Origin of the sequence: Flavobacterium sp. NRK F10, assembly GCF_024054235.1 — a bacterium.
Classification (GTDB): domain Bacteria; phylum Bacteroidota; class Bacteroidia; order Flavobacteriales; family Flavobacteriaceae; genus Flavobacterium; species Flavobacterium sediminis.
Genome location: NZ_JAMXLC010000001.1, coordinates 2,358,549 through 2,384,525 on the forward strand (window position 1 = coordinate 2,358,549; position 25,977 = coordinate 2,384,525).

A 25,977-nucleotide genomic window follows, 5' to 3' on the forward strand; every position below is an offset into this window, starting at 1 on the left:
TCCGGCTAAACATCCTCTTCCGGCTTCGTCAGTACCGCATTCTAAAACCTTTTGTTTATAACATTTGCTTAACATTGCATTTTTTTGACAAAAATATAATTTTTAACGCAACCTTTTGCTGTTTTGTGCATCTTTATAGTGTTAGTATTCCCAAAAAGATATTTTTAGCGCTAAAAGTTTTAACATTATTAAATACTAATATTCCTTGCAAATATTTGGTAAATTAAGAAATAATTAAGAAGTTTGCGGAATAACTAACTCAAATAAATTTAATATGAGATCAAAGTTTAAATGGATTTTTACGCTTTTAGTAGCGTTAACAATGCAGTTTTCATTTGCTCAGGAGAAAACTGTTACGGGTGTAGTTACTGACGAACTAGGTCCCGTTGCCGGTGCTAATGTTGTGGTAAAAGGCACTTCAAATGGTACAACCACGGATTTCGATGGTAACTTTTCAATCAAAGCTAAAAAAGGAGACGTTTTAGAAGTTTCTTATGTAGGTATGAAAGAAGAGGTTACTGTTGGAGATGGTAATGTTTATAATGTTACATTGAACGCTATGCAGCTTGAAGCTGTTGAGGTTGTCGGAGCGTTAGGTATTAAGCGTAAGGCAGATGAGGTTACTTCTTCTTATCAAGTGGTAAAAAATGAAGAAATTACTCAGGCGGCTAATCCTAATGTTGTGCAGGCTTTAGCGGCTAAGGTTTCTGGTTTACAGATTAATACTGCAAGTAACAGTGTTAACTCTTCTACTAGAATTGTAATTAATGGTACTCGTTCCATTACTGGTAACAACCAAGCTTTAGTTGTTATTGATAATGCGATTTCGACTGCGTCTGTTTTACAAAGCTTACCTCCTGAAATCATTGAATCTGTTAACGTAATTAAAGGGGCGCAAGGGTCTGCTTTATATGGTGAACAAGGATCAAACGGAGTTATTTTGGTGACTACTAAAAAAGGTAGCGGTGTTGAAGATAAAATAACTGTTACTTTTAATTCAGCAATAGATTTTCAAAAAGTTTCTTATTTGCCGGTAAGACAAACTCGTTACGGTCAAGGATGGTACGGTGAGCATGTGGCAATAGAGAATGGTTCTTGGGGTGCTGAAACTGACGGTTCAATGCAACCTGTAGGTTTACCGCAAGCTGATGGAACTACTTTTACTGCTCCATATACAGGAGATTCTGATAATATTAAAGATTTTTTCAAAACAGGGGTTATCAAACAAAACGGTTTGACAGTTTCTGCAGGGTCTTTACAAAACGGATATGCATTATTGTCAATCAATAGACAAGATAGAGAGTTTGTTGTTGATGGAGATATCTTGAAACGTACAAATGTTATGTTTAAAGGTGGTAAAAAAGTAGGGAAGTTTACTGCTGAAGGAAGTGTTCAGTATTATTCTCAAGTTCAGGAGAATACTACAGCAGGTTTGTATTCACAATTGTTACAAACAGCAACAACTATTCCGGTTGGTATGTTTGAAAACTCAGGAAATAATGGTCACTGGAATGTTTATTACAGAAGCCCTTATTGGACTAGAGATAATGTAAGAGGTAAATATGTTACAGATTATGTAAATGCCGGAGCGTCTTTGAAATATGAGATCAATAAGAATATTAATTTAACTTGGGCTCCTAACGTACAAGTTACATCTTCTGGATCAACTACATGGACAAACGCTTTTACAAGTGAAGATGATTTGTATAACGATTACTCAAACAGAATTGTTCGTTCTTCTTTTTATGATGCAACTGGATTTTCAAGAAGAATTTATTCTGACTTCATGATTAATCTTGATTATGATTTAACTGAAGATTTGACTTTAAAAGCAAATATCGGTAATAATGTTCAGGATTATTATTCAAGAACTAACACAGTTGGTGGGTCTGATTTAGACGTTGCAAATGCTTTCTATAATTATACTAACGTTTTAACGCCTGATTTACCTACAAGTGGTAATTTGACAAATGCATATTCAAGAAAAAGAACTTTTTCATTTTTTGCTAATGTTGATTTAGGTTATAAAGAGTATTTGAACTTAAATATTACAGGTAGAAATGACTGGTCATCAGTTCTTGATCCTAGCAATAATAGTTATTTCTATCCAGGTGCAGGTTTGTCATTCATTCCTACAAAAGCATTTGAAAATATAAAAGGAGATATTCTTAACTATGCTAAAGTATATGGAAGTTTTACTGCAACAGGTAACTCTTCAGCAGTTAGTACTTATGGTGTGGATGAAATTGGGGTTGTTCCTTCAGGATTCCCTTATGGTGATTTATCTTCTTATATTGCAAATACGTCACCTACTTATAAATATATTAAACCGGAGAGAAACTATACAAGAGATTTTGGTTTAAGTTTAGGGTTCTTTAAGGATAGATTGACTTTAGATGGTCAATACTATTATACAGAGACTAAAGATTTGATTACTAGAGCAACAGCTTCTTCTACTTCTGGATTAACTAGTAGTTTACAAAATATCGGAGAGTTGCATACAACAGGTTTCAATATTGATTTAGGATATACTCCGATCAAAGCTAAAGAAGAAGGAGATTTTGAGTGGACTGGAAAAGTAAACTTCTCTACTTATAAGACAATTATTGATAAAGTGTCTGATGGGGCAAACGAAGTTAACTTAGCAACTATAAATGATTTGGCTGGTGTTTTCGCTGTTGAAGGTGAGGAATTTCCAACAATTAAAGGAATCGGATATTTAAGAGATGATGCAGGTAACGTGATTGTAGATGCTACATCAGGTAATCCGTTATATACATCTGAATTTAAAAAGTTTGGTACTTCTACTCCTGATTTTACAATTGGTTTCACTAATTCATTTGCTTACAAAGGAGTTAAATTAACTGCTGTTTGTGATTATAGAAGTGGAGGAGTATTCTACTCAGGATCTATGTATCAATTAGCATGGACAGGAAACTTAATCGAGTCTGCTGAAAATGGTAGAGCAGGTGGATTTATTTTCCCTAATTCTGTATATGAAGACCCTAATAATCCAGGTCAATATATTGAAAACACTAATGTTGTAACTGGTGGTAATTCATATGCAACATACCAAACTTATTTTAGTAATGACTATGCTTTTAACAATGCAGAAAATAATATCTTAGATGCTACTGCTGTTAAAGTAAGAGAGATTGCATTGAGTTATACATTACCTTCAAAATTGTTGAAAAACTCAGGTATTTCATCAGTGACTATGGGGGTAAATGCTAGAAATGTATTCATGTGGTTACCTAAAGAAAACAGATTCTATTCAGATCCAGAAAATAACTGGAGTTCAACAAGTAATGCTCAAGGGTTGAATGTTGTAGGGACTTATCCTCCTACAAGAACTTATGGTTTTACTTTAAATCTAACTTTTTAATTAATTTGATATGAGAAAGATAAAGTATTTATTTGCAGGATTTTTGGCGTTGTCCATGTTATCTTGTGATGATTACCTTGATATTAATGATGATCCTAATAATATTCATCAGGAGGATATTCGTCCGGATATGCAATTGCCAGGTGCAATGGTTATGACTTACCGTGTTCAGGCCAGATCTATGAATATATTAGGTAATATTTTTATGCAGAATTGGTACGCTGATGTTAATAACTTTACAGGAGTTAACACTAGTGATGAGTATACTCTTGATATTAGTAATAATTTCTATGATGATATTTGGGATGGTTTGTATGTTGGGGTTAATAATTTTCAGCAAATTATTAATTATGATAGTCAGGATTATGACAATCATAAAGCAGTAGCTTTGATCATGAAATCATTCTATATGCAATATATAGTGGATTTATATGGGGATGCTCCTTATTCTCAAGCTTTCTTGGGTCAAGAATTATTGACTCCAGCTTATGATAATGATGCTGATATCTACAGAGCTTTGATTGACAATGTAAATGCAGGTATCGATTTATTTTATACAGCGGATTCTAATGATGCTGTTTTAGGTACTGAAGATGTTCTTTTTCAAGGTGCTATCAATAAATGGATCGAATTTGCGAACACTTTAAAAATGAGAATCTTATTGCGTCAGTCTGAATTAACTGATGCTGCGACTCAGACTTATATTCAAGATCAATTTGATGTTATTGCTACATCTGGTGTATTCTTGTCAACAGATGCATTAATCAATCCGGGATATAGTGATGCTACTGATGCTAATATGAATCCTTACAATAATTTATTCTATAATTCAGCAGGGTCAGCTCAACAGTATTATAATTATACGAGAGCAAGTGCTTATATAGCTGATTTCTTAAATGGAGATATTAATGGAGTAACTGATCCAAGAGGTTCTGTATTATATGAATTGGTGGGGTCAAGTAGTGATATTGTTGGGGCTGTTCAAGGAGACTTTAACGGTCCTGCTGAGTTGTCTCACATCGTTCCGGTTATGCCTGATGCTGATTCAGATGGTATCTTAATGTCTTATGCCGAATCTAGATTCTTATTAGCAGAAGCTTATGACAAAGGTTATTTATCAGGTGATGCTGAAATGGCTTTTTATGAAGGAGTTCAGGCTTCATTCAGTTTATACGGAGCCGGTGGATTCTCAACGTATTACTCTCAAATTGATGCAATTGCAGGTTTAGGGTGGAATGGTGGAAATCACATGGAAGCTATTATGACTCAAAAATGGTTAGCAACAAATAGTGTTAATCCAATTGAAGCTTATATTGATATGACTAGAACAGGATATCCGAATATTCCTTTAGCTACAACTGCTTTATATCCGAATAGACCTTACAGATTGCAATATCCTCTTTCAGAGTTTGTAGCTAATTCTGCTAATGTGCCTGTTATTCCTCAAGCTCAATTGTTCCAAGTTGGACCATTCTGGAAAAATTAAAAATAAATAGTTATGAAAAAAGTATTTTTATTATCAATTTTTTCACTATTCACTCTTGCGAGTTGTAGTGATGACGATGTGACGTCTTTAGGGCCTACTTCAACGATTGTAGGTTTTCCGGAAGACCAAACTACCTATAATTTCCTTACAGATGTAACTGAAGCACAGATTGACGTTCCTGTAAATTTAATTAGTTATGCTAATGAAACTTTTCCTTCTGATGATGTAGTAGTTAGTTGGGAAATTAACACTACTGAAACTACTGCCGTAGAAGGTGTTGATTTTGATTTTGTTCAAGCATCAACTAGTACAACAATTACAGGAGGAACTTCTGCGGCATTAATTCCTTTTAAAGTTTATCCGGTAGTTTTTGATCCGGCTGATCCTAAACAAATTGTTTTGGATATGACTGTTGTTGATTCTAATAATGCAATTATTGGGGCTCAATATCAAAAAGTTACTATTATATTACAAGGAGTTTGTCCTTCTTATTTAGCAGGTGAATATTATATTAACTATGCATCCGGACCACAAAATATTACAATTGAAGAAATCGGACCTGGTCAATACAGAGCTAGTTATTTCCCAACATTTGCATCAGTATATTGGTGGGAGTTTTCTGATGTTTGTGGAGACTTAGTAATTACAGATTGGCAATATCAAGATGGTAACGCTATTTTTGGTACTACGTCACCAATGCCTCATGGGGTAATCAATGGTGATGGTAGCTTGACATTCACAGGTGTTAATGTTACCGGAGTATCTTGGTACGTTAATCTTACTTGGACAATTTATCCATATTAAAAAAATAAACTATGAAGAAATTAATTAATAATAATTTTAGATTTGCTCTACCTTTATTCTCATTATTAGCTTTAGCTTCTTGTGATGACAATATGGATGAGCCAGGCTACCCTGCTTTAGCTGATAAGCCAGTTGTAACTGTAACCTATGATAATCTTGATATTTTAGAGTTAGACAATGAGACAACTGTTGGAGTTAATGAGAACCTTGCAACATTTGTTTTGACTGCTGACAGAATTTACAAAGAGGATATGAAATTCTCTATTAAATTGAATGCAGCAGAATCTACAGCTGATGCTAATGATTTTACAATTTCTTTATCTGAAGCAGATTTAGATTACGGTACTGACGGAGCTTTTGTAGCAACAATTCCTGCAAATACTCTTTCTACAACGTTTACTGTTGCAGCTAATTTTGATATTTATCCTGAGTCAACTGAGAATTTAGTTTTTGATATTAAACCTATGGCTGATTTGAACGGAACTGTTGCCGGTTCAAGTCAAAAAATAGAATTAACTATCGGAAACTCTATTTCTGATGAGTTAGTATTGATCTTGGATTGGAACGGAGATAGAACTTATACTAATATTACTGATCCAAACGATCCTTATGAAAGTACTTTAGCAGATTATGATTTCGATTTAGAAGTTTATAATTCAGGTTTCTCATTAGTAGATTATAGCTGGTCTGATAGTCCAGAGCGAGTTAATTTTGCAACTTCAAATGCAGACGGATTATACTTTGTAGTAGCTGGGTTCTATTCTACTTACGGAGCAGTACCTATGTTGCCAATTAATTTTGATGTGACTTTAACAATTGCAAAACCAGGTGTTTTTGTATATGATTATGACATGTCCGGAATTTGGAATAGTACTGACGGAGGTGATGATGAAGGTAATGCTGATGCTTACCAAGTACCGGTATATTTTGTTAAAACAACTACAAACGGAGTAGCAACCTACGAAGTTTATAATTTAGCAGATGATACTTTATTGGCAAGTGGAAAATCTTCTACTGACTTGAAAGTTTATTTTAATTCTTTTAAAAGAGTAAAATAGTTTAGTCAATATATAATTTAAAGGCTCCATATTTTATGGAGCCTTTTTTGTTTTGCAGTATATCAAAATTTATTTCAGGTAAGTATCTGTTTTTTTGAAATTAGCTCATTTGAATAGAGAATATGTATTTTTTATGTAGATTTGCCATTATTGAAAATATAATGAGAAATCTTTTTATTTGCGTTTTACTTTTTTTTACATTTTCCTTGGTAGCACAGGAAAAAACTTTGCAGTTAGACCAGCGTTCAGAAAATCAGGTTCAGACTCATTCTGATACTACTAAGCCATTCAAGTCAAGATTGACAGATAAAGGAACTAAACCTCCGATCGATTTATACAAAATCTATGATCTGCATAATGATACAACTTATGTAGATACAACTTTAAGCATACAAAAAGAATATCGATACAATTTACTTCGAAAAGATATATTCGGACTTTTGCCATTTGCTAATGAAGGACATACTTATAATACTTTAGATCTTAATCGTGTTGAGAAAGGTACTTTTCCTAATTTCGGATTCAGTGCTAAACATTTCAATTATATGGAAGTGGAGGATATAAAGTATTATTCTGTTCCGACTCCTCTAACGGATCTTTATTATAAAACAGTTATGGAACAGGGTCAAACCCTAGATGCCTTTTTGACTGTAAATACGAAACCTAATCTGAATTTCTCCATTGCTTATAAAGGTTTGCGTTCTAACGGTAAATACATAAATAATATTAGTAGTTCCGGTAATTTCCGTTTAACAACCAGTTATTTTACAAAAGATAAACGCTATATTTTAAATGCTCATTTTGCAGGGCAAGATATTTCCAATCAAGAAAACGGAGGGGTAATAGACGTGTCTCTTTTTGAATCAAGTGAAGATCCTTATACGGAAAGAGATCGACTAGACGTGTATTTTTATGATGCGACTTCTCTTTTAAAAGGGAACCGTTTTTTTATTGACCATTCTTTTAAATTGAATAAAACAAATCCCAATAGTTTAATTATAAAGCATCAATTCAATCAGGAATATAAGTTTTTTGAGTTTACGCAGTCTACTGTGTCTGAAAGATTGGGAGATTCTTATACAAATGAGATCAATGATAAGACAAGGTATAATCATTTGTACAATAAATTAGGAGTAGGGTTCACAACTGAAAAATATGGAGATTTCATAGGCTTTGTGGACTATAACACGTATAATTATTACTACAATAGTGTGGTCTATGATGCTAATGAGAATATTTTAGTGCCTAATTCTTTAAATGATAAAATAGCTTCTTTTGGAGGGAATTATACTTATTTTCTTAACGGGATTAAGTTGAATTTGCTGTTTTCCAATTCCATAACTGATCAGTCAATTTCTAATATTGAAGCTTCTGCCCGGTATAATCTGAACGAAGATTATAGTTTTTATTTTAAATACCAAAAGCAAAACTCATTACCCAATCTGAATTATACATTGTTTCAAAGTGATTATGTAGATTATAATTGGTATAATAATTTTAAAAATGAAAAGCGGAATCATTTTGAGTTTGAAGCTCAAACAAAATGGTTGAATTTAGATGTTAATTATACTATTTTAAATGATTACCTGTATTTTGATAATATAACTAATGATATTGCGACCTTAACAGTTAAACCTTTTCAATACGGGAATACGATTAATTACCTTTCGGTAAAAGCAAGCAAAGAGATAAAATTTTGGAAATTGGCTTTAGATAATACTGTACTGTATCAAAATGTATCACAAACAGATGCTATTATCAACGTTCCTGAAATTGTAACACGTCAGTCGCTCTATTTTTCAGGGCATGCCTTTAAGAAAGCAATGTTTATCCAAACAGGTTTTGTCTTTAATTATTTTACAGAGTATTATCAGAACGATTATAATCCGTTGATCGGAGAGTTTTATATCCAGCATGAGAAAAAGATAGGGAACTTCCCGCTTGTTGATTTTTTTATCAATGCTAAGGTTCGCCAAACCCGTATTTTTCTGAAAGCTGAACATTTCAATTCGGCATGGACAGGATATAATTATTTTTCTGCGCCGAATTATCCGTATAGAGACTTCTTAGTACGTTTCGGTTTAGTATGGAATTTCTTTAAATAAAAGATACTAGGTTAGAATTTGGCTCGTAATGATGGAGTGGTAAAGGTTTATTTGGAAACCATGAATATATAAAATAACTTTGCCGGAAATTACGAAGAAGCCTTATTTCTTCGGCATTAAACTTTTACATGTTACAATGAAATACGCAAAGAATATATTAGAGACCATCGGAAATACCCCTTTGGTAAAGATCAATAAGATAACAAAAGAGATTGATGCTTTGGTTTTGGCTAAAGTAGAAACTTTTAATCCCGGAAACTCCGTAAAGGATCGTATGGCTGTTAAAATGATTGAAGATGCTGAGGCCGACGGGCGATTAAAACCCGGAGGGACAATAATTGAAGGAACTTCAGGAAATACCGGAATGGGCTTAGCTCTTGGAGCGATTATTAAAGGGTATAAACTGATTTGTGTAATCACGGATAAACAATCAAAAGAGAAAATGGATATCCTTAGAGCTGTCGGAGCAAAAGTAATTGTTTGTCCTACAGATGTGGAACCTACAGATCCACGCTCTTATTATTCGGTTTCGAAACGTTTGTCTGAAGAGGTGCCGAATGCGTGGTATGTAAATCAATATGATAACCCTAGTAATGCTTTAGCACATTACGAACAAACCGGACCGGAAATTTGGGAACAAACAGAAGGTAAAGTCACACATTTTGTAGTGGGAGTCGGAACCGGAGGTACTATTTCTGGAGTTGCTAAATATTTAAAAGAACAAAATCCGAATGTGAAAATCTGGGGTGTTGATACTTACGGATCAGTATTTAAAAAGTATCACGAAACCGGTATTTTTGATGAAAATGAAATTTATTCATACATCACAGAAGGAATCGGTGAAGATATTTTGCCTAAAAATGTAGACTTTTCATTGATTGATGGTTTTACCAAAGTAACAGATAAAGATGCAGCGGTTTTTACACGTAAACTGGCTTTGGAAGAAGGGATTTTTGTTGGAAATTCAGCAGGTGCAGCAATTAAAGGAGTTTTGCAGCTAAAAGAGCATTTTAAACCAGAAGACGTAGTAGTGGTCTTATTTCACGATAGCGGAAGCCGTTATGTAGGCAAAATTTTTAATGACGATTGGATGCGTGAACGCGGTTTCTTAGAAGAAGAAATTACAAAAGCAGAAGATTTGATTAAAGATCATATAGATAAGCCTTTAGTTACCGTTAAGACAGAAGAATTGGTTTCACATGCAATTGAACGTATGAAGAAATATAAAATTTCTCAAATTCCGGTAGTGGATAGTAAAGGATTTGTAGGTAGTGTAGACGAAGCAGATTTGTTTCGTAGTTATGTGGAGGATAAAGACATTGCCGATAAACCGATTAAAGAAGTAATGGGAAAACCATTCCCTGTAGTGAAAGCTTCGGTTCCGGTAGAAGAAATTTCAAAATTGATCACCAAAGAAAATCAAGCGGTTTTGGTAGATCTCGGAGAAAGCAAATTTCACATTATAACCAAACATGATATCATCAGCGCTATTAAATAATAGCGCTTTTTTTCTGAAAAAATGAACAACGAAAAAACAGCTATAAAAACCACGTATTTCAGTATTTTTGGAAATACTGCTTTGGCTGCTATTAAAGGAGTAGCAGGTATTTTGGGAAATTCTTATGCGCTTATTGCTGATGCTATTGAATCTACAACGGATATTTTTTCCTCACTGTTAGTCTTATTCGGACTAAAATATGCTGAGCGTCCTGCAGATGACAACCATCCGTATGGTCATGGGAAAATAGAACCCTTAATAACATTTATAGTAGTTGCTTTTTTGGTTACTTCTGCAACGATCATTGCCTACGAAAGTATTGAAAACATCAGAACGCCACATAAAACCCCGGAAAAATGGACATTGTTAGTGCTGGCAGGTATTATCATCTGGAAAGAGATATCCTATCGTATCGTTATGAAAAGAGGGAAAGAAACCAATAGTACTTCGTTACAAGCAGATGCGTGGCACCATAGGAGCGATGCTATAACTTCAGTAACTGCTTTTGTTGGTATTTCTATAGCGATTTACTTTGGAGAAGGCTTTGAAACGGCTGATGATTGGGCTGCTTTATTAGCATCCGGTTTTATTCTGTATAACAGTTATAAAATTTTCAGACCTGCTTTAGGCGAAATTATGGACGAACATTTGTATGATGATTTAATTGCGGAAATTCGTGAAAAAGCGATTGAAGTTCCGGGTGTTCTAGGAACGGAAAAGTGTTTCATTCGAAAATCAGGAATGAAACATCACGTGGATCTTCATGCTATTGTAAACGGAAATGTATCCGTTAGAGAAGGACATGCAATTGCTCATAAATTAAAAGACTATTTGCGAAACGAAATTCCTAATTTAGGACATGTCCTCATCCATGTTGAACCTGATAAATATTAATTCCCAAGCAATACTCCCGATACATTCCAGGCGCTGAAACTTCCGCCTTCAGGTTCGCCTTGCGGGATCTGTACCTGTAAGGTATGTTCACCCTCAGATAAATTTCCCAGAAAAATATAAAAAGGATAGGTTACTGTTCCGGGACACCAGTTAGAGCGACTGTAGTCAGATGAAGACAAGCCGTTGGCAAAATTACCCGATGCAGGATTAAATAAGCGATAGGAGCCACAATCTTGTCGCCACGGAATTAGCGTTTGTATTTTTTGTCCGTCAAGATATATAGTATTGGCTTTCGGGACAAATTCATCGCCGTTTTCCCAACCTCCGTGTCCGGTTACAGTATAACGCAATACTGCATTTTCAATTTTTGTATGAGTTCTGAAAGATACAAGTAATCCTTTTTCACTATTGAACATTGTACCATATTCCTGACCGGCCATTTCCATGACATTGGTAGTGTTAAATAAAGGAATAACGGTGTCGTAATTGAAAACTTCCGTTTCTTCGTGATGAATGCTTATGTTCAGAGATATTTTATGTCCGCCTTTGTCATAGTTCCCGATAAAACAACCTACCCAAAATTCTTTTCCGGAAAGAAAAGAACGCAATTCAGAAACTTCTTCTCTATAAGAAACGGCATCATACCATTCTTTATTTTTTAATCTGATATGGTTGTATTGATGGATGCCGAAAGGTGTGAAAAAGCGCATAAGCTCAATCAATGGAGAATATTCGGGAGTAGCCACAACTCCTTGATATTCCTTTCCGTTTCCGTTAGTATAGATCGGTAGGGTTTTCGCACCTTCTTGCAGTCCGTTTAAAAAAGAGATAGGTTTGTCTTGCGGTATTATAAAAACACTTCCGGTTCGGTCGTAAGCATCTCCATTTGATTGTTCTTTCAGTTCCACAAAGATTTGATCTCCTTTTTTAAATTCCGGAAATCGGATTTTCTTTAGAATAATAGTACCGTTGGCGAAACGTAAAATACTGTCGTTTGAGCGGGCTTCGTCGGAAAAACGGACTAATTCTTCTTCAAAGACGGGGATGATCTTAAACCGACTTTTCCATACCAGATCGTTATAAGTTAAGATGTCAACAAATTGTTTTTCGTCTAATTGTAATGGCGTAAAGTTCTTTGTTTTCTCAACTTTTTCGGCAGTGATGATGTAATTATTATTGCGGTTTATTTCTAAAACCAAACCTAGAGTTTGTCCCAGAACACTCGGGCCTCCGTTTATATGTAGTTGAGTGGTATACCAGATATCGATATGATTGGAATTAATGACTGTTTCGGCTTTTCGGCATTTGTAGCCCAAAATAGATTTGAATTCATCTGTAATTTTAAATTCTTGCTTTGCTAAGGAAGCGGTGTCTTTTGTGCTGATCGTTTTGTCTTTAGACAAATTGTTCATTTTTACAAATTCACCCGACTTTGGATATACAATAGTTTGTTCGAAAGGGAAATCCGCTTTTTGGGTCTGAATGTTATGAGTTGTGATCAAGCCTTGTTCGGTAGTAGCGAAAGTTATAATCGGGTTTTCCGTATCAATTGGGTTACCATTATATATTTTAGAGAAACTGATTTTGTATGCTGTTTTATGTTGAGCATTTGAAAATAAGAAGCTTAAAAAAACGAGTAGTAAGAAAAATCTTTTCATTTTTTGGTTGGATTGTTTTTACAAATATAAAACTTTGATTATTTTAGCAGTCATATACGCCATACAGATTATTTATTATGAAAGAAAAAATTTTACACTACTTGTGGTTGCACAAGCAAGTTGATGTAACCCGTTTATTTACTACGAAAGGAGAAAAAATTGAAATTCTTCAATTTGGTTCCTACTTACAGACTTCAGGTCCTGATTTTTTTAATGCTCAAATGTTTATCGGTAACCAAAAATGGGCCGGTAATATTGAGATTCATGTTAAATCATCCGATTGGTATTTGCATCATCATGAAACCGATGCTAATTATGATAATGTTATTTTACATGTGGTTTGGGAGCACGATACCGAAGTGTACCGAAAAGATAATTCAGAAATTTCGGTATTAGAACTTCAAAATGTTGTAGATAGTCTTTTGATTCAAAAGATAGATGATTTGTTAAACACCAAACAGTGGATCAATTGTGAAAGCTCAATAGCTTCAGTTGATAACTTTATTCTGGAAAATTGGAAAGAACGTTTGTTCTTTGAACGATTGGAAGAACGCGCCGTTGATATTCATGAGCTTTTTTGTAGTTTGAACAAAGATTGGGAAGCTACTTACATGGCGGTTTTAGCGAAGAATTTCGGATTAAATACAAATGGAGAGGCATTTTTAAATATTCTAAAAGCAATTCCGGTTTCTGTTTTACGGAAAGAGCGACACGAACCAAAAAATATAGAAGCTTTGCTCTTTGGTGTTTCCGGTTTGTTGGAATCTGATTTTGAAGAGCAATATCCAAAAGAATTACAGCAAATATGGAACTATCAAAAACAAAAATATCAACTGTTAAAGATAGCTTATATTGAGTTGCAGTTCTATAAGCTTCGTCCGGATAATTTTCCGACAATTCGCTTAGCTCAGTTAGCCGCTTTGGTTTGTCATGAGCATAGTATCTATACATTGGTAAACCAAATGAATTCCGTTCAAAAACTATCAGAATTGTTGAGGATAGAAGTTTCTGAATACTGGAATACACATTATACTTTTGATAAGGTGAGTAAGTTTAGATCGAAAAGGATGTCGGCAGAGTTTACGGAACTTTTGGCAATTAACGCGGTTATTCCGTTACAATATGCTTATAGTAAATATCAGGATAAGGATATTACAGAGAAAATTATAGTTTTTTTGCGAGAATTGAAACCGGAGCACAATGCTATTCTAAGTAATTTTGAAGCGCTTAATATTTCCAATAGGAATGCGTACGATTCACAGGCTTTACTACAATTAAAGAAAAAGTATTGCAATGACAAGCAATGCTTAAAATGTGCAATAGGAATACAACTTTTAAAAAAATGATGTACCTTTAAGCCATGATTTACAAACTGCTTCATTTTTTTGAAAAACATGGTTTTTTTGTAGCATCAAGGCTGGCTGAGCGTCTTGGAATGCGTGCTACAAATGTACGTTTGTTTTTTATTTACATATCATTTATAACTGTTGGTTTAGGCTTTGGGTTTTATCTTACGTTAGCTTTTTTGTTAAAACTTAAAGATATGATTTACACTAAGCGTAGCTCTGTATTTGATCTGTAAAAAGCAGGTTAGCTTAAAATTAACTTTTCTTTGTTTTTTGTTAAGAATTAGTATCTTTGGGGAATTAACAACCAAAACTATAATATGTCAACAAAAACAGAGTCTTGGGGTTCGCGTGTCGGACTCATTTTGGCAATGGCCGGGAATGCAGTCGGGCTAGGGAATTTTTTAAGATTTCCGGTTCAGGCAGTACAGAATGGAGGAGGAGCCTTTATTATTCCTTATTTAATATGTTTCTTGGTAATGGGTATCCCATTATTATTCATAGAGTGGTCTACCGGACGTTACGGAGGTAAATTCGGGAATCACAGTACTCCTTATATTTTAGATACAATGGCAAAAGGGAAAATATGGAAATACATAGGTGTTTTCGGTATTTTTACTAACATTGCGGTTGCTTCCTATTATTGCTATATTGAATCTTGGACTATGTCTTATGTTTACCATTCTGTTGTGGGAACATTCAGTGAAATGAGTCAGGGTGAAGTAGCGGGATTCTTTAACTCTTATGTAGATGTGTCCCATTCTACAACAGGTATTCCTTATGAATCTATTGTTTTTTATATCATCTGTTTATTGTTGAACACCTATATCCTTTCTAAAGGATTAGGAGGAATTGAAAAAGTAGCTAAAATTGGTATGCCGTTATTGATCCTATTCGGTTTTATTTTAGCAGTCAGAGGTTTGACTTTGGGAACATCCGGAGCATCGGATATTTTTCCGGATGCAAATGCATGGGATGGCTTAAACTTCCTTTGGACACCCCAATTTGATTCACTATCAAATCCGAAAGTATGGCTGGCAGCCGCAGGTCAGATATTCTTTACGCTTTCTGTAGGTATGGGGACGGTTCATTGTTATGCTGCTTATGTGAGAGAAAAAGATGATATTGCTTTAAATGCTGTTTCAGCCGGTTTTATGAATGAATTCGTGGAAGTAGTATTAGGAAGTTTAATTGTTATTCCTATTGCGGCAGGTTATTTAGGTTTAGATTGGGTAATCCAAAATGCAGGTTTTGGTATGGCCTTCCAAACAATGCCTTATCTGTTCCAGCAATGGGGTTCTGTTTTAGCAGTTTTTGCCGGAGTATTCTGGTTCGGCTTATTGTTCTTTGCAGGGATAACATCTTCTTTGGCTATGGGTACACCGTGGATGGGCTTTATGCAGGATGAGTTTAATTGGAGTAAAACAAAAGGGGCCTGGTCTTTCGGAGCATTAGCCTTGATCATGGGACTGCCAACTGTGATTTTCTATAATGAAGGATTATTCGATCAGTACGACTATTGGGCAGGGACTGTGAGTTTGGTGGTTTTTGCTTTTCTTGAAACTGTATTGTTTTCCTATATTTTCGGAATTAAAAAAGGATGGGCAGAGATCAATAAAGGTGCAGATATTAAATTACCGGGAATTTATAAGTATATTATTTTAATTGTTACACCTTTATTGCTAGGTTGGGTTTTGGTTTCAAGTGTGCCTGACTGGGTTGATAAGGTAAAAGATAATGATACTTATAATAAAGAATGGTTTGCTAAAGAGTTCAGAGCAGAGAATTTTGATGCCGCCGGTGAAAAGGATGGAAAAGTAGTTGATGTGGCAGAAGATCATGTTAAAATTGCTTTTGATAGTGAGAAGAAGGTTTTTGATAAGGAAACCAAACAAGTTAAGGTTGTTAGTTTTACGGATTATAAAGAATATAGCTTTGATCCATCAAAAGGACAAAAAGCAACAGTTCAATTAGGAGATGTTGTGAAACCGAATGATGTTATAGCTAAAGGAGAATTTACGAACAGTGCATTTTATAAATTTATAGGGAGAATGTTACTGTTGAGTTTATTTATTTTTATATCAGTTGTGGTATATTTAGCATATAGAAAACGTGTAAAAGAAGGGAGAGCAACATTATGAATACAGCAGCGTTAATAACTATGGTTTGTGCACAAGGTATTGTGATTGCCTTTGCCAGTTACTTTTTTTATAAAGTATTGACTACTCCGCCTAAGCAAGAGCCGGATTCATATAGTGAGAATGATGATGTTCAGGAAAGACAACCTGAGTAGTTTTATCAAGCTATGCGTATAAAGAAATTAAAATCCTACTTTGTGTATTCGTCTGAACACAGAAGTGGGATTTTTATTTTGACCCTGTTGATACTGTTGATTCAGGTTTTCTATTATTTTTATAAAAACAGAAGTCTTTCGGAATATAAACTTTCTGAAAAAGAAATGCAATGGCTGGCGGTTCAGCAGGAAATAGATTCGCTTAAAGGGAGTCAGATTAATGCTAAATCTAAAATTTATCCTTTTAATCCCAACTTTATTACAGATTATAAAGGATATGTTTTAGGAATGTCAGTACAAGAGTTGGATAAGCTTCGTAAATTCAGAGCAGAAGGAACTTTTGTTAATTCAGCCAAGGAGTTTCAGAAAGTTACGGGTGTTTCGGATTCTCTATTGGCTCTGATCTCTCCGTATTTTAAGTTCCCTGATTGGGTTAATAGGAAGGAGGTTCAGCAGAATAATTCAAATCATAAATTTTTAGATTCACAATCAAAAGTAGTTTCGTTAATAGATGCTAATTTGGCAACTAAAGAAGATTGGATGGAGGTCTATGGAATAGGAGATAAAATTTCTGATATTATATTAAAAGAAAAAGAGAAATTCGGGGCATTTGTTGCAATTGAACAATTGCAATATGTTTGGGGAATTACCCCTGAAGTGTATGAAAAAGTGCATAATCGTTTCTTTGTTTCTGAAGAGAATAAGGAACTGATTAAGAAAATTAATGTTAATTCAGCTTCGGTTAAAGAATTAGCTTCTTTTCCTTATTTTGATTACAAGTTAGCTAAAGGTATTGTGACGTACAGAAGTATGAATGGAGGAGTTCAAAATATTGAAGATTTAACAAAAATAAATGATTTTCCTGTTGAAAAAATAAAAATAATAGCTTTATATTTGGAAATGTAAAAAAATAAGCATTTCTAAACATGAATTTTGAATATACTGAAACGCAAAAAATGATCGCAGAATCCATTCGGGATTTTGCAGAAGTTCACATTAGGCCTTTTATAATGGAATGGGATGAAGCCCAGATTTTTCCGGTTGAACTTTTTAAGAAATTAGGGGAAATGGGTTTTATGGGAGTGTTAGTTCCGGAAGAGCTTGGAGGTTCGGGATTAGGGTATCATGAATACATTACCGTTATAGAAGAAATTTCAAAAGTAGACTCGTCGATAGGGCTTTCAGTAGCTGCCCACAATTCACTTTGTACAAATCATATTTTAACTTTTGCAAATGATGAGCAAAAGAAAAAATGGATACCTAAGTTAGCCACTGCAGAATGGATAGGTGCGTGGGGATTAACGGAGCATAATACCGGTTCAGATGCGGGAGGGATGAATACCACTGCTGTTAAACAAGGGGATAATTGGGTGCTTAACGGAGCCAAGAACTTTATTACACATGCAATTACAGGAAATGTAGCGGTTGTTATTGCCCGAACGGGAGAAAAAGGAGATTCAAGAGGTATGACGGCTTTTGTTGTTGAAAAAGGAACACCGGGATTTTCTTCCGGGAAAAAAGAGAATAAACTGGGGATGAGAGCCAGTGAAACTGCTGAGTTGATCTTTGATAGTTGTGTGGTGCCGGATGCTAATCGTTTAGGTGAGGTCGGAGAAGGTTTTATACAAGCTATGAAAGTTTTAGATGGCGGTCGGATATCTATCGGGGCACTTTCTTTAGGTATTGCTAAAGGAGCTTATGAAGCTGCTCTGAAATATTCGAAAGAGCGTCATCAATTCGGAAAACCGATCAGTGATTTCCAGGCTATAGGCTTCAAATTAGCGGATATGGCTACTGAAATAGAAGCCTCTGAATTGCTATTGCATAAGGCAGCTTATCTGAAAAATAACCATAAACCAGTTACCAAATTAGGGGCAATGGCAAAAATGTATGCTTCTGAAGTGTGTGTGAAGGTTTCTACGGACGCAATTCAGATACACGGAGGTTATGGATATACTAAAGATTTTCCGGTGGAGAAATTCTATCGCGACTCTAAATTATGTACAATAGGAGAAGGTACAACAGAAATACAAAAATTGGTTATTTCTCGAAATATTTTAAAAGAATAATGTTTATTTAACTAAGGTTACAATAGATGTTTGATTGTGAAAAGCTGCCTGAATTCAGGCAGCTTTTTTTTACTTCTGTTATATTCTTCCTTCCGATTTTAATTTCCAGTAACGGTAAAGCCCGGTAACTGACATGAAACTAGGATTTGCGTATTCGTATCGTTTGATCTCGTGTTGGGTTAAACCACTTGCGATCAATTCTTGTTTTGTGAATTCAACAAATTTCGGAGTAACTTCTGCAATGGGAGCTTGGCTGTCAAAATAAGGTTTGATCCAGTTAGCCCAAGAATAAAGTCTGTTTTCTAATTCCTCTAATAAGGCTATAGGGTTTTCTTGTCGAGAGAAGTGTGTTAAGTATAGCGTACTTGGATTTAGAGCTTTTAGTTTAGCTATTGATTTAATCCATAGATCAAGATTGATGTCGGGTGGCGGGCAAGGAGGTTGAACGGGGCCGTTTTCTATTTTTACCCCTGCAACATCTCCGGTAAAGATGATGTCGTTGATCTGATAAGCATTGTGGTGTATAGCGTGTCCTGGAGTATACCAAACGTTGATCTTGTGTTCTCCTATTGTGATTTCATCTCCGTCGTCGACTGCTTTTAATTGATTTTCCGGAATGGGTCTCATTTTTCCCCAAAGCCTGTCCATGTCATCTCCGTAGATCTGACTTGCAGAATTCCAGAGTTTTTCAGGATTAGCCATGTGAGGTAATCCTATCGGATGAACATATATAGTAGCGCCTTTTTCAGCTAATTTCCAAGCGGCACCGGCGTGATCAAAATGGATGTGTGTAAGGAAAACGTGTTTGATATCTTCTGTTTTATATCCTAAGTCTATAATTCCCTTCTCTAGATTTTTCCAAGTGCTTTCAGGTCCCGATTCTATGAGGATTAAGCCGTCGGATGACGGGATCAGGAAAGAAGCAATACTTTCCTCTGATTGAAAGTGCAGATCAATTACATCAATTGTGTTCATATTATTCTGTTTGGTTTTTAATAAGCTTAAAAATAGTGGAAAATACTCATATCTACAAGAATAGATAAGGAAAGAAAAATTAAAAAATAAAATTTGTTCCTAATGAAAAAAGTTTTCTATATTTGCAGCCTAAATGAGAGGAGGTGTCTAGACTATGTTAATTATACCTATTAAAGACGGAGAAAATATCGATAAAGCGTTAAAACGTTACAAGAGAAAATTTGATAAAACTGGAACAGTTCGTCAATTAAGATCACGTCAGCAGTTTACGAAACCGTCAGTTGCAAGAAGAGCTGAAGTACAGAAAGCACAATATATTCAAAGATTGAAAGATTCAGCTGAATCATAATTTTTTTGAATTAAAAGTTTAAAACCGTTAGTAATAAAGATTACCTTTGTTACTAACGGTTTTTTTATGCGAAATATCCAAGCTTATAAAGATTATCTGGAAAAGGAACGAAAGTATTCCCGACATACAGTGTTGGCTTATGTAAATGATGTTTCTGAATTTCGGGAATTTATAAAAAAGGAGTTTGAGGAAGAGTTCTTGGATGTAGTGAAATACAATATGGTAAGAGCTTGGATTGTTATGATGATCGAGAAAGGCGTTTCTAATAATTCTGTGAATCGTAAAATATCATCTTTAAAGTCTTTTTATAAGTTTCTGCTTAAGGTTAAGGTGATTTCTGTAAATCCGTTGGTAAAGCATAAATCATTGAAAGTGGCGAAGAAAGTTCAGGTTCCGTTTTCTGAAAAAGAGCTGAAACAGGTTGTTGAACTTACTGATTTTCCTTCCGGGTTTGAAGGAGTTAGGAATCGGTTGATTATAGAGTTGTTTTATACTACCGGGATGAGGCGTGCTGAGTTGATTGATTTAAAGGAGTCTAATGTGGATTTTTACAACAAGTCGGTTAAGGTTTTAGGGAAGAGAAATAAGGAGCGGATTATTCCTTTGTTGCCGGTTACAATAGAGCTGATTGTTGAGTACCAAAGGCTTAAAAAAAGTGAAAATATACTGTCAGAAAGCGAAGTGTTAATTTTGTCTAAAAAAGGCAGGAAAATAAGCGAATCGTTTGTTTATCGTCTAATAAATGATTACTTTAGTAGTGTGTCTCAAAAAGTAAAAAAGAGTCCGCACGTTCTTAGGCATACGTTTGCAACACACTTGTTAAATAACGGAGCCGATCTTAATTCAGTAAAAGAGTTATTGGGTCATGCTAGTTTAGCCTCAACTCAGATTTATACACATAGTAGCTTAGCAGAGCTGAAAAATGTATACGAGAAGTCGCATCCTAGAAATCTGAAATAACTCATCGTTTAACCTTAAAACATTTTAAATATGAAAGTAAATGTTCAGGCAGTTAATTTTAACATTGACAAAAAATTAGTTGATTTTACTAATGAGAAGTTAGGAAAATTAGAAAAGTATTTTGATAAAATAGTAGCTTCTGATGTCTTTTTAAGAGTTGAGAATACCAGTGATAAAGAAAATAAAACCGTAGAGGTTAAAGTTCAGGTTCCCGGCGATGAATTGGTTGTAAAAAAAACGTGTAAAACATTTGAAGAAGGCATAGATTCGGCTGAAGAATCATTAGAAAGAATGTTGGTAAAACATAAAGAAAAAGTAAGAGCTTATTTGTAAGATAAAAAAAAGACAAAAAAAGTTTTGAATAAAAAATAAATTATATACATTTGCAGTCCGTTAGAAATAGCGGACTTTTTTATTGAGAGTCGCCGGTGTAGCTCAGCTGGCTAGAGCAGCTGATTTGTAATCAGCAGGTCGTGGGTTCGAGTCCCTCCATCGGCTCTTGTTCTTTAAAGAATTGAAAAAAAAAATATGGATTGGGGAGATACTCAAGCGGCCAACGAGGGCAGACTGTAAATCTGCTGGTTTTCACCTTCGCAGGTTCGAATCCTGCTCTCCCCACATTTTTAACCTGTTGATGACAGGGAAAAGCCGGTGTAGCTCAGGGGTAGAGTGCTTCCTTGGTAAGGAAGAGGTCACGGGTTCAAATCCCGTCATTGGCTCTTTATGGTGTATTAAATTTGAACACTAATATATAATAACTAAGATTAAATTATTAAGTCATGGCAAAAGAAACCTTTGATCGTTCGAAACCCCATTTAAATATTGGTACTATCGGACACGTTGACCACGGTAAAACCACTTTGACTGCTGCTATTACTAAAGTATTAGCAGATGCTGGTTTATCAGAAGCTAGATCTTTCGATCAGATTGACAATGCTCCGGAAGAAAAAGAAAGAGGTATTACTATTAATACATCTCACGTAGAATATCAAACTGCAAAACGTCACTACGCACACGTTGACTGTCCAGGTCACGCGGATTACGTTAAAAACATGGTAACGGGTGCTGCTCAGATGGATGGTGCTATTTTAGTGGTAGCTGCTACTGATGGTCCGATGCCTCAAACTCGTGAGCACATCTTATTAGGTCGTCAGGTTGGTGTGCCTAGAATCGTTGTATTCATGAATAAAGTGGATATGGTTGATGATGCTGAGTTGTTAGAGTTAGTAGAAATGGAAATCAGAGATCTATTGTCTTTCTATCAATATGATGGTGATAATGGTCCTGTTGTTAAAGGTTCTGCTCTTGGTGCATTGAATGGTGAGCCAAAATGGGTTGAAACTGTTATGGAATTAATGAATGCTGTTGATGAGTGGATTGAAGAGCCAGTTCGTGATAACGAAAAACCATTCTTGATGCCGGTTGAAGACGTGTTTACAATTACTGGTCGTGGTACTGTAGCTACAGGACGTATCGAAACAGGTATTGCTAATACAGGTGATCCGGTTGAAATCATTGGTATGGGGGCTGATAAATTGACTTCTACAATTACAGGGGTTGAGATGTTCCGTAAAATCTTAGATAGAGGTGAAGCTGGAGATAACGTTGGTTTGTTATTGAGAGGTATTGATAAAGCTGATATTAAAAGAGGTATGGTAATTTGTAAGCCAGGTTCTGTAAAACCGCACGCTCATTTTAAAGCTGAGGTTTATATCTTGAAAAAAGAAGAAGGTGGTCGTCATACGCCATTCCATAACAATTACCGTCCTCAGTTCTACGTACGTACAACTGATGTAACAGGTACAATTAAATTACCTGCAGGTGTGGAGATGGTTATGCCAGGTGATAACTTAACTATCGAAGTTGAGTTGTTGAATCCAATTGCTTTATCAGTAGGTTTACGTTTCGCTATCCGTGAAGGTGGTAGAACAGTAGGTGCTGGTCAGGTAACTGAAATTTTAGACTAATTTTTAGTTGATTTATAAAACTTAAGCCGGAGTAATCCGGCTTATATACGGGCGTAGTTTAAGGGTAGAATCGCGGTCTCCAAAACCGCTGGTGGGAGTTCGAATCTCTCCGCCCGTGCAAAAAAGAAAGAAATGGCAAAATTTGTTAATTATATTTCAGAAGCTTTTCAAGAATTGAAAACTAATGTAACCTGGCCGGAATGGGCGGAAGTGCAACGTTTGACAATTATTGTTGCTGTTTTCTCTGTTGTTTTTGCTTTGTTAACATATGGTGTAGATCAGTTGTTTGTTAAGGCATTGGCGGGATTTTTTAATATTATTAAATAAAGATAGGCTACAATGGCAGATAATAATGTTAAAAAGTGGTATGTAGTTAGAGCCGTAAGTGGTCAGGAGAATAAGGTAAAGAATTATATTGAGACTGAAACCTCTCGTTTGGGGATGTCTGATTATGTTGCTCAGGTATTGGTTCCTACTGAAAAAGTAGTTCAGGTTAGGGATGGTAAAAAGATCACTAAAGAAAGAGTGTATTTTCCGGGTTATGTGATGATTGAGGCGAACTTAACGGGTGAGGTTCCTCATATTATAAAGTCTATTCCTGGTGTTATAGGTTTTTTAGGAGAAACTAAGGGAGGTGATGCAGTGCCTTTAAGACAATCTGAAGTAAACAGAATGTTAGGTAAAGTTGATGAATTATCAATTAAGGCGGATAATGTGGCTATCCCTTACGCTGTCGGGGAGACAGTTAAAGTTATTGATGGTCCTTTTAATGGTTTTAACGGGACTATTGAAAAAGTTAATGAAGAAAAGCGTAAACTTGAGGTGATGGTGAAAATTTTCGGTAGAAAAACACCTTTAGAGCTGAATTTTATGCAAGTTGAAAAAGTATAATTTTTGTTACATATACAATCGCATCTTTGCTTCCAATTGTTTAGATGTGCTAAATTTTTTTAAAAAATGGCAAAAGAAGTTAGTAAAGTAGTTAAACTACAAGTTAAGGGAGGTGCTGCGAATCCATCGCCACCGGTTGGACCTGCTTTGGGGGCTGCTGGAGTTAACATCATGGAGTTCTGTAAGCAATTTAATGCCAGAACACAAGATAAACCCGGCAAAGTGTTACCAGTACAAATTACTGTGTACAAAGACAAGTCTTTCGACTTTGTTGTAAAAACGCCACCTGCTGCTGTTCAGTTATTAGAAGCGGCTAAAGTTAAGTCTGGTTCAGGACAACCAAACAGAAAGAAAGTAGCAAACGTTACTTGGGATCAAATCAAAGTTATTGCAGAAGACAAAATGCCTGACTTAAATGCTTTTACAATTGAAAAAGCAATGAGTATGGTTGCCGGTACTGCAAGATCTATGGGAATTACAGTAACAGGAGATGCTCCTTTTTAATCGTTAAATGAATTAGACATGGCAAAATTGACTAAAAAGCAAAAAGAGGCTGCATCAAAAATTGAAAAAAACAGATTATACACTTTAAAAGATGCTTCTGCATTAATTAAAGATGTAGCTACTGCAAAATTTGATGAGTCTGTAGACATCGCTGTTCGTCTTGGAGTTGATCCGAGAAAAGCGAACCAAATGGTTAGAGGTGTAGTAACATTGCCTCATGGAACAGGAAAAGATACACGCGTTTTAGCGCTTGTAACTCCAGATAAAGAAGCTGAAGCAAAAGCTGCTGGTGCAGATTATGTTGGTTTAGATGAGTATCTACAAAAAATTAAAGACGGTTGGACTGATGTGGATGTAATCATCACTATGCCAGCTGTTATGGGTAAATTAGGTCCGTTAGGTCGTATTTTAGGACCTCGTGGTTTAATGCCGAACCCTAAAACAGGTACTGTAACTATGGATGTTGCTAAAGCTGTTCAAGAAGTTAAAGCTGGTAAAATTGACTTTAAAGTTGATAAAACCGGTATTGTTCACGCAGGTATAGGTAAAGTATCTTTTGATGCTGATAAAATCTATGACAATGCTCACGAAATTATTCAAACATTAATAAAATTAAAACCAACTGCAGCTAAAGGTACTTATATTAAGTCAATCCACTTATCAAGTACAATGAGTCCTGCTATTGCTTTAGATCCTAAAGCTGTATAATTGGTAGTTAAAAATTTTTAGTATCATGACTAGAGAAGAAAAAGCATTAGCTATTGAAGATTTAACTGCACAGTTAGCGGGAGTGAATGTATTGTATTTAGCAGACATTTCAGGACTTGATGCAGATACAACTTCTAACTTAAGAAGAGCTTGTTTTAAAGCAGGAATTAAATTAGAAGTGGTTAAGAATACATTGCTTGATAAAGCAATGGAAGCTTCTGAAACAAACTATGGTGAATTGCCAACAGTTTTAAAAGGAAATACTTCTATTATGATTGCAGAAACAGCTAATGGTCCTGCAAAAGTAATCAAAGAATTCCGTAAAAAGAGCGACAAGCCTTTGTTAAAAGGAGCTTATATCAATGAGGAAATCTATATCGGAGACAATCAATTAGATTCATTAGTATCTATTAAATCTAAAGAAGAAGTTATTGCAGAAATCATCGGATTGCTTCAATCTCCGGCTCAGAGAGTTATCGCTGCTCTTCAAAATCAAGAAGAAAAAGAAGAAGCTGCGGAGTAATTTCCTGAATAAAAAGAACGCACAAATAAATTATTATATTTTACAAAATTAAAAGATAGAAAAATGGCAGATTTAAAACAATTCGCAGAACAATTAGTTAACTTAACAGTTAAAGAAGTTAACGAATTAGCAACAATATTAAAAGATGAGTATGGTATCGAACCTGCTGCTGCTGCAGTAGTTGTAAGTGGAGGTGGTGATGCTGCTGCTGCTGAAGAGCAAACTGAATTCACAGTAGTATTGAAAGATGCTGGTGCTTCTAAATTAGCAGTTGTAAAAGCAGTTAAAGAATTAACTGGTTTAGGATTGAAAGAAGCTAAAGATATCGTAGATTCAGCTCCGGCTAACATTAAAGAAGGAGTTTCTAAAGATGAGGCTGAAGGTCTTAAAAAATCTTTAGAAGAAGCAGGTGCTGCAGTTGAGCTAAAATAAGCTAAACTTAGGTAAAAAACCAGGTTTAGGCCTTGAGATATTGTCTCAAAGGCCTAAACCATTTTGCGTATA

Annotated in this window: 25 protein-coding genes and 4 tRNA genes; 27 read left to right on the top strand and 2 right to left on the bottom strand. The window is 35.2% G+C overall.

Features of this window, described 5'->3' with window-relative positions; translation table 11 throughout:
* Positions 1-274: 274 nt before the first annotated feature.
* From NHF50_RS10600 to NHF50_RS10630, 7 genes are all read left to right on the top strand, one after another.
* A complete protein-coding gene (locus NHF50_RS10600; RefSeq protein WP_252776359.1) occupies positions 275-3,385 on the top strand; it encodes a SusC/RagA family TonB-linked outer membrane protein in 3,111 nt (1,036 codons plus the stop codon).
* Between the two features lie 10 nt (positions 3,386-3,395).
* Positions 3,396-4,871 (top strand): SusD/RagB family nutrient-binding outer membrane lipoprotein, encoded by a 1,476-nt coding sequence (locus NHF50_RS10605; RefSeq protein ID WP_252776360.1) that lies wholly within the window; start codon positions 3,396-3,398, stop codon positions 4,869-4,871.
* A gap of 12 nt (positions 4,872-4,883) precedes the next feature.
* Complete coding sequence (locus NHF50_RS10610) at positions 4,884-5,675, top strand: hypothetical protein (RefSeq protein ID WP_252776361.1); 792 nt, start codon at positions 4,884-4,886, stop codon at positions 5,673-5,675.
* An 11-nt stretch (positions 5,676-5,686) separates the two neighbouring features.
* Positions 5,687-6,733 carry a hypothetical protein gene (locus tag NHF50_RS10615; RefSeq protein WP_252776362.1) on the top strand — a complete coding sequence of 349 codons (1,047 nt, stop codon included), beginning with the start codon at positions 5,687-5,689 and terminating at the stop codon, positions 6,731-6,733.
* Positions 6,734-6,894: 161 nt separating this feature from the next.
* Positions 6,895-8,838: a putative porin gene (locus NHF50_RS10620; protein WP_252776363.1), complete on the top strand. Its 1,944-nt coding sequence runs from the start codon at positions 6,895-6,897 to the stop codon at positions 8,836-8,838.
* Between the two features lie 136 nt (positions 8,839-8,974).
* Complete coding sequence (locus NHF50_RS10625) at positions 8,975-10,336, top strand: pyridoxal-phosphate dependent enzyme (RefSeq protein ID WP_109570663.1); 1,362 nt, start codon at positions 8,975-8,977, stop codon at positions 10,334-10,336.
* Positions 10,337-10,357: 21 nt separating this feature from the next.
* Positions 10,358-11,230, top strand: a complete 873-nt coding sequence (locus NHF50_RS10630) for a cation diffusion facilitator family transporter (protein ID WP_252776365.1) — start codon at positions 10,358-10,360, stop codon at positions 11,228-11,230.
* Here the strand turns inward: NHF50_RS10630 and NHF50_RS10635 are convergent.
* Positions 11,227-12,888, bottom strand: coding sequence for a GLPGLI family protein (locus NHF50_RS10635; protein ID WP_252776368.1), 1,662 nt, complete (start codon positions 12,886-12,888; stop codon positions 11,227-11,229). The genes NHF50_RS10630 and NHF50_RS10635 overlap by 4 nt on opposite strands.
* 77 nt (positions 12,889-12,965) lie before the next feature.
* On the opposite strand from NHF50_RS10635, the gene NHF50_RS10640 reads away from it, so the two are divergent.
* The 6 genes from NHF50_RS10640 to NHF50_RS10665 all read left to right on the top strand — a co-directional run bounded on the left by NHF50_RS10640 (position 12,966) and on the right by NHF50_RS10665 (position 18,596).
* On the top strand, positions 12,966-14,234 hold the full coding sequence (locus tag NHF50_RS10640; RefSeq protein WP_252776371.1) for a DUF2851 family protein: 1,269 nt from the start codon (positions 12,966-12,968) through the stop codon (positions 14,232-14,234).
* A 14-nt stretch (positions 14,235-14,248) separates the two neighbouring features.
* Positions 14,249-14,470 carry a PspC family transcriptional regulator gene (locus tag NHF50_RS10645; protein WP_109569646.1) on the top strand — a complete coding sequence of 74 codons (222 nt, stop codon included), beginning with the start codon at positions 14,249-14,251 and terminating at the stop codon, positions 14,468-14,470.
* An 84-nt stretch (positions 14,471-14,554) separates the two neighbouring features.
* Positions 14,555-16,375 (top strand): sodium-dependent transporter, encoded by a 1,821-nt coding sequence (locus NHF50_RS10650; RefSeq protein ID WP_109569647.1) that lies wholly within the window; start codon positions 14,555-14,557, stop codon positions 16,373-16,375.
* Positions 16,372-16,527: a hypothetical protein gene (locus NHF50_RS10655; RefSeq protein ID WP_170108201.1), complete on the top strand. Its 156-nt coding sequence runs from the start codon at positions 16,372-16,374 to the stop codon at positions 16,525-16,527. The genes NHF50_RS10650 and NHF50_RS10655 overlap by 4 nt, the downstream gene beginning before the upstream one ends.
* Before the next feature lie 12 nt (positions 16,528-16,539).
* The gene (locus tag NHF50_RS10660; protein ID WP_252776373.1) at positions 16,540-17,433 is read left to right on the top strand and encodes a helix-hairpin-helix domain-containing protein; all 894 of its coding nucleotides are present in this window, start codon (positions 16,540-16,542) and stop codon (positions 17,431-17,433) included.
* Positions 17,434-17,453: 20 nt separating this feature from the next.
* A complete protein-coding gene (locus NHF50_RS10665; RefSeq protein ID WP_252776374.1) occupies positions 17,454-18,596 on the top strand; it encodes an acyl-CoA dehydrogenase family protein in 1,143 nt (380 codons plus the stop codon).
* Between the two features lie 78 nt (positions 18,597-18,674).
* Here the strand turns inward: NHF50_RS10665 and NHF50_RS10670 are convergent, their stop codons facing one another.
* A complete protein-coding gene (locus tag NHF50_RS10670) occupies positions 18,675-19,571 on the bottom strand; it encodes an MBL fold metallo-hydrolase (protein WP_109569650.1) in 897 nt (298 codons plus the stop codon).
* 154 nt (positions 19,572-19,725) lie between these two features.
* Here NHF50_RS10670 and rpsU point away from each other — a divergent pair, with 154 nt between their 5' ends.
* The 14 genes from rpsU (at position 19,726) to rplL (ending at position 25,905) form a co-directional block, all read left to right on the top strand.
* Entirely contained in the window at positions 19,726-19,920 is a 195-nt protein-coding gene (rpsU, locus tag NHF50_RS10675; RefSeq protein WP_109569651.1) for a 30S ribosomal protein S21, read from the top strand.
* 66 nt (positions 19,921-19,986) lie between these two features.
* Positions 19,987-20,880, top strand: coding sequence for a tyrosine-type recombinase/integrase (locus tag NHF50_RS10680; protein ID WP_109569652.1), 894 nt, complete (start codon positions 19,987-19,989; stop codon positions 20,878-20,880).
* A 30-nt stretch (positions 20,881-20,910) separates the two neighbouring features.
* Positions 20,911-21,213, top strand: coding sequence for a ribosome hibernation-promoting factor, HPF/YfiA family (gene hpf, locus NHF50_RS10685; protein WP_109569653.1), 303 nt, complete (start codon positions 20,911-20,913; stop codon positions 21,211-21,213).
* 91 nt (positions 21,214-21,304) lie between these two features.
* A tRNA-Thr gene (locus tag NHF50_RS10690) sits at positions 21,305-21,378 on the top strand.
* A 37-nt stretch (positions 21,379-21,415) separates the two neighbouring features.
* A tRNA-Tyr gene (locus tag NHF50_RS10695) sits at positions 21,416-21,498 on the top strand.
* A gap of 29 nt (positions 21,499-21,527) precedes the next feature.
* Positions 21,528-21,599 (top strand) — tRNA-Thr (locus NHF50_RS10700).
* A gap of 60 nt (positions 21,600-21,659) precedes the next feature.
* Complete coding sequence (gene tuf, locus NHF50_RS10705; RefSeq protein ID WP_252776376.1) at positions 21,660-22,847, top strand: elongation factor Tu; 1,188 nt, start codon at positions 21,660-21,662, stop codon at positions 22,845-22,847.
* Positions 22,848-22,894: 47 nt separating this feature from the next.
* Positions 22,895-22,965 (top strand) — tRNA-Trp (locus tag NHF50_RS10710).
* Between the two features lie 14 nt (positions 22,966-22,979).
* Positions 22,980-23,174 carry a preprotein translocase subunit SecE gene (secE, locus tag NHF50_RS10715; protein ID WP_109569655.1) on the top strand — a complete coding sequence of 65 codons (195 nt, stop codon included), beginning with the start codon at positions 22,980-22,982 and terminating at the stop codon, positions 23,172-23,174.
* Positions 23,175-23,186: 12 nt separating this feature from the next.
* A complete protein-coding gene (nusG, locus tag NHF50_RS10720) occupies positions 23,187-23,738 on the top strand; it encodes a transcription termination/antitermination protein NusG (protein WP_109569656.1) in 552 nt (183 codons plus the stop codon).
* 66 nt (positions 23,739-23,804) lie between these two features.
* On the top strand, positions 23,805-24,242 hold the full coding sequence (gene rplK / locus NHF50_RS10725; RefSeq protein WP_109569657.1) for a 50S ribosomal protein L11: 438 nt from the start codon (positions 23,805-23,807) through the stop codon (positions 24,240-24,242).
* Positions 24,243-24,260: 18 nt separating this feature from the next.
* Positions 24,261-24,950, top strand: a complete 690-nt coding sequence (gene rplA / locus NHF50_RS10730; RefSeq protein WP_109569658.1) for a 50S ribosomal protein L1 — start codon at positions 24,261-24,263, stop codon at positions 24,948-24,950.
* Between the two features lie 25 nt (positions 24,951-24,975).
* Complete coding sequence (gene rplJ, locus NHF50_RS10735) at positions 24,976-25,473, top strand: 50S ribosomal protein L10 (RefSeq protein WP_109569659.1); 498 nt, start codon at positions 24,976-24,978, stop codon at positions 25,471-25,473.
* Between the two features lie 63 nt (positions 25,474-25,536).
* On the top strand, positions 25,537-25,905 hold the full coding sequence (rplL, locus tag NHF50_RS10740) for a 50S ribosomal protein L7/L12 (protein WP_109569660.1): 369 nt from the start codon (positions 25,537-25,539) through the stop codon (positions 25,903-25,905).
* The last annotated feature ends 72 nt before the right edge of the window (positions 25,906-25,977 follow it).

Excerpts from the sequence above, each read along its gene's own strand:
- NHF50_RS10630 (WP_252776365.1), top strand. The coding sequence starts at position 10,358 with ATGAACAACGAAAAAACAGCTATAAAAACCACGTATTTCAGTATTTTT.
- NHF50_RS10650 (WP_109569647.1), top strand. The coding sequence starts at position 14,555 with ATGTCAACAAAAACAGAGTCTTGGGGTTCGCGTGTCGGACTCATTTTG.
- hpf (WP_109569653.1), top strand. The coding sequence starts at position 20,911 with ATGAAAGTAAATGTTCAGGCAGTTAATTTTAACATTGACAAAAAATTA.
- NHF50_RS10660 (WP_252776373.1), top strand. The coding sequence starts at position 16,540 with ATGCGTATAAAGAAATTAAAATCCTACTTTGTGTATTCGTCTGAACAC.
- rpsU (WP_109569651.1), top strand. The coding sequence starts at position 19,726 with ATGTTAATTATACCTATTAAAGACGGAGAAAATATCGATAAAGCGTTA.
- rplL (WP_109569660.1), top strand. The coding sequence starts at position 25,537 with ATGGCAGATTTAAAACAATTCGCAGAACAATTAGTTAACTTAACAGTT.
- nusG (WP_109569656.1), top strand. The coding sequence starts at position 23,187 with ATGGCAGATAATAATGTTAAAAAGTGGTATGTAGTTAGAGCCGTAAGT.
- NHF50_RS10640 (WP_252776371.1), top strand. The coding sequence starts at position 12,966 with ATGAAAGAAAAAATTTTACACTACTTGTGGTTGCACAAGCAAGTTGAT.
- NHF50_RS10605 (WP_252776360.1), top strand. The coding sequence starts at position 3,396 with ATGAGAAAGATAAAGTATTTATTTGCAGGATTTTTGGCGTTGTCCATG.
- rplA (WP_109569658.1), top strand. The coding sequence starts at position 24,261 with ATGGCAAAATTGACTAAAAAGCAAAAAGAGGCTGCATCAAAAATTGAA.
- NHF50_RS10635 (WP_252776368.1), bottom strand. The coding sequence starts at position 12,888 with ATGAAAAGATTTTTCTTACTACTCGTTTTTTTAAGCTTCTTATTTTCA.
- tuf (WP_252776376.1), top strand. The coding sequence starts at position 21,660 with ATGGCAAAAGAAACCTTTGATCGTTCGAAACCCCATTTAAATATTGGT.
- NHF50_RS10665 (WP_252776374.1), top strand. The coding sequence starts at position 17,454 with ATGAATTTTGAATATACTGAAACGCAAAAAATGATCGCAGAATCCATT.
- secE (WP_109569655.1), top strand. The coding sequence starts at position 22,980 with ATGGCAAAATTTGTTAATTATATTTCAGAAGCTTTTCAAGAATTGAAA.
- rplJ (WP_109569659.1), top strand. The coding sequence starts at position 24,976 with ATGACTAGAGAAGAAAAAGCATTAGCTATTGAAGATTTAACTGCACAG.
- NHF50_RS10645 (WP_109569646.1), top strand. The coding sequence starts at position 14,249 with ATGATTTACAAACTGCTTCATTTTTTTGAAAAACATGGTTTTTTTGTA.
- NHF50_RS10610 (WP_252776361.1), top strand. The coding sequence starts at position 4,884 with ATGAAAAAAGTATTTTTATTATCAATTTTTTCACTATTCACTCTTGCG.
- rplK (WP_109569657.1), top strand. The coding sequence starts at position 23,805 with ATGGCAAAAGAAGTTAGTAAAGTAGTTAAACTACAAGTTAAGGGAGGT.
- NHF50_RS10615 (WP_252776362.1), top strand. The coding sequence starts at position 5,687 with ATGAAGAAATTAATTAATAATAATTTTAGATTTGCTCTACCTTTATTC.
- NHF50_RS10670 (WP_109569650.1), bottom strand. The coding sequence starts at position 19,571 with ATGAACACAATTGATGTAATTGATCTGCACTTTCAATCAGAGGAAAGT.
- NHF50_RS10620 (WP_252776363.1), top strand. The coding sequence starts at position 6,895 with ATGAGAAATCTTTTTATTTGCGTTTTACTTTTTTTTACATTTTCCTTG.
- NHF50_RS10655 (WP_170108201.1), top strand. The coding sequence starts at position 16,372 with ATGAATACAGCAGCGTTAATAACTATGGTTTGTGCACAAGGTATTGTG.
- NHF50_RS10625 (WP_109570663.1), top strand. The coding sequence starts at position 8,975 with ATGAAATACGCAAAGAATATATTAGAGACCATCGGAAATACCCCTTTG.
- NHF50_RS10680 (WP_109569652.1), top strand. The coding sequence starts at position 19,987 with ATGCGAAATATCCAAGCTTATAAAGATTATCTGGAAAAGGAACGAAAG.
- NHF50_RS10600 (WP_252776359.1), top strand. The coding sequence starts at position 275 with ATGAGATCAAAGTTTAAATGGATTTTTACGCTTTTAGTAGCGTTAACA.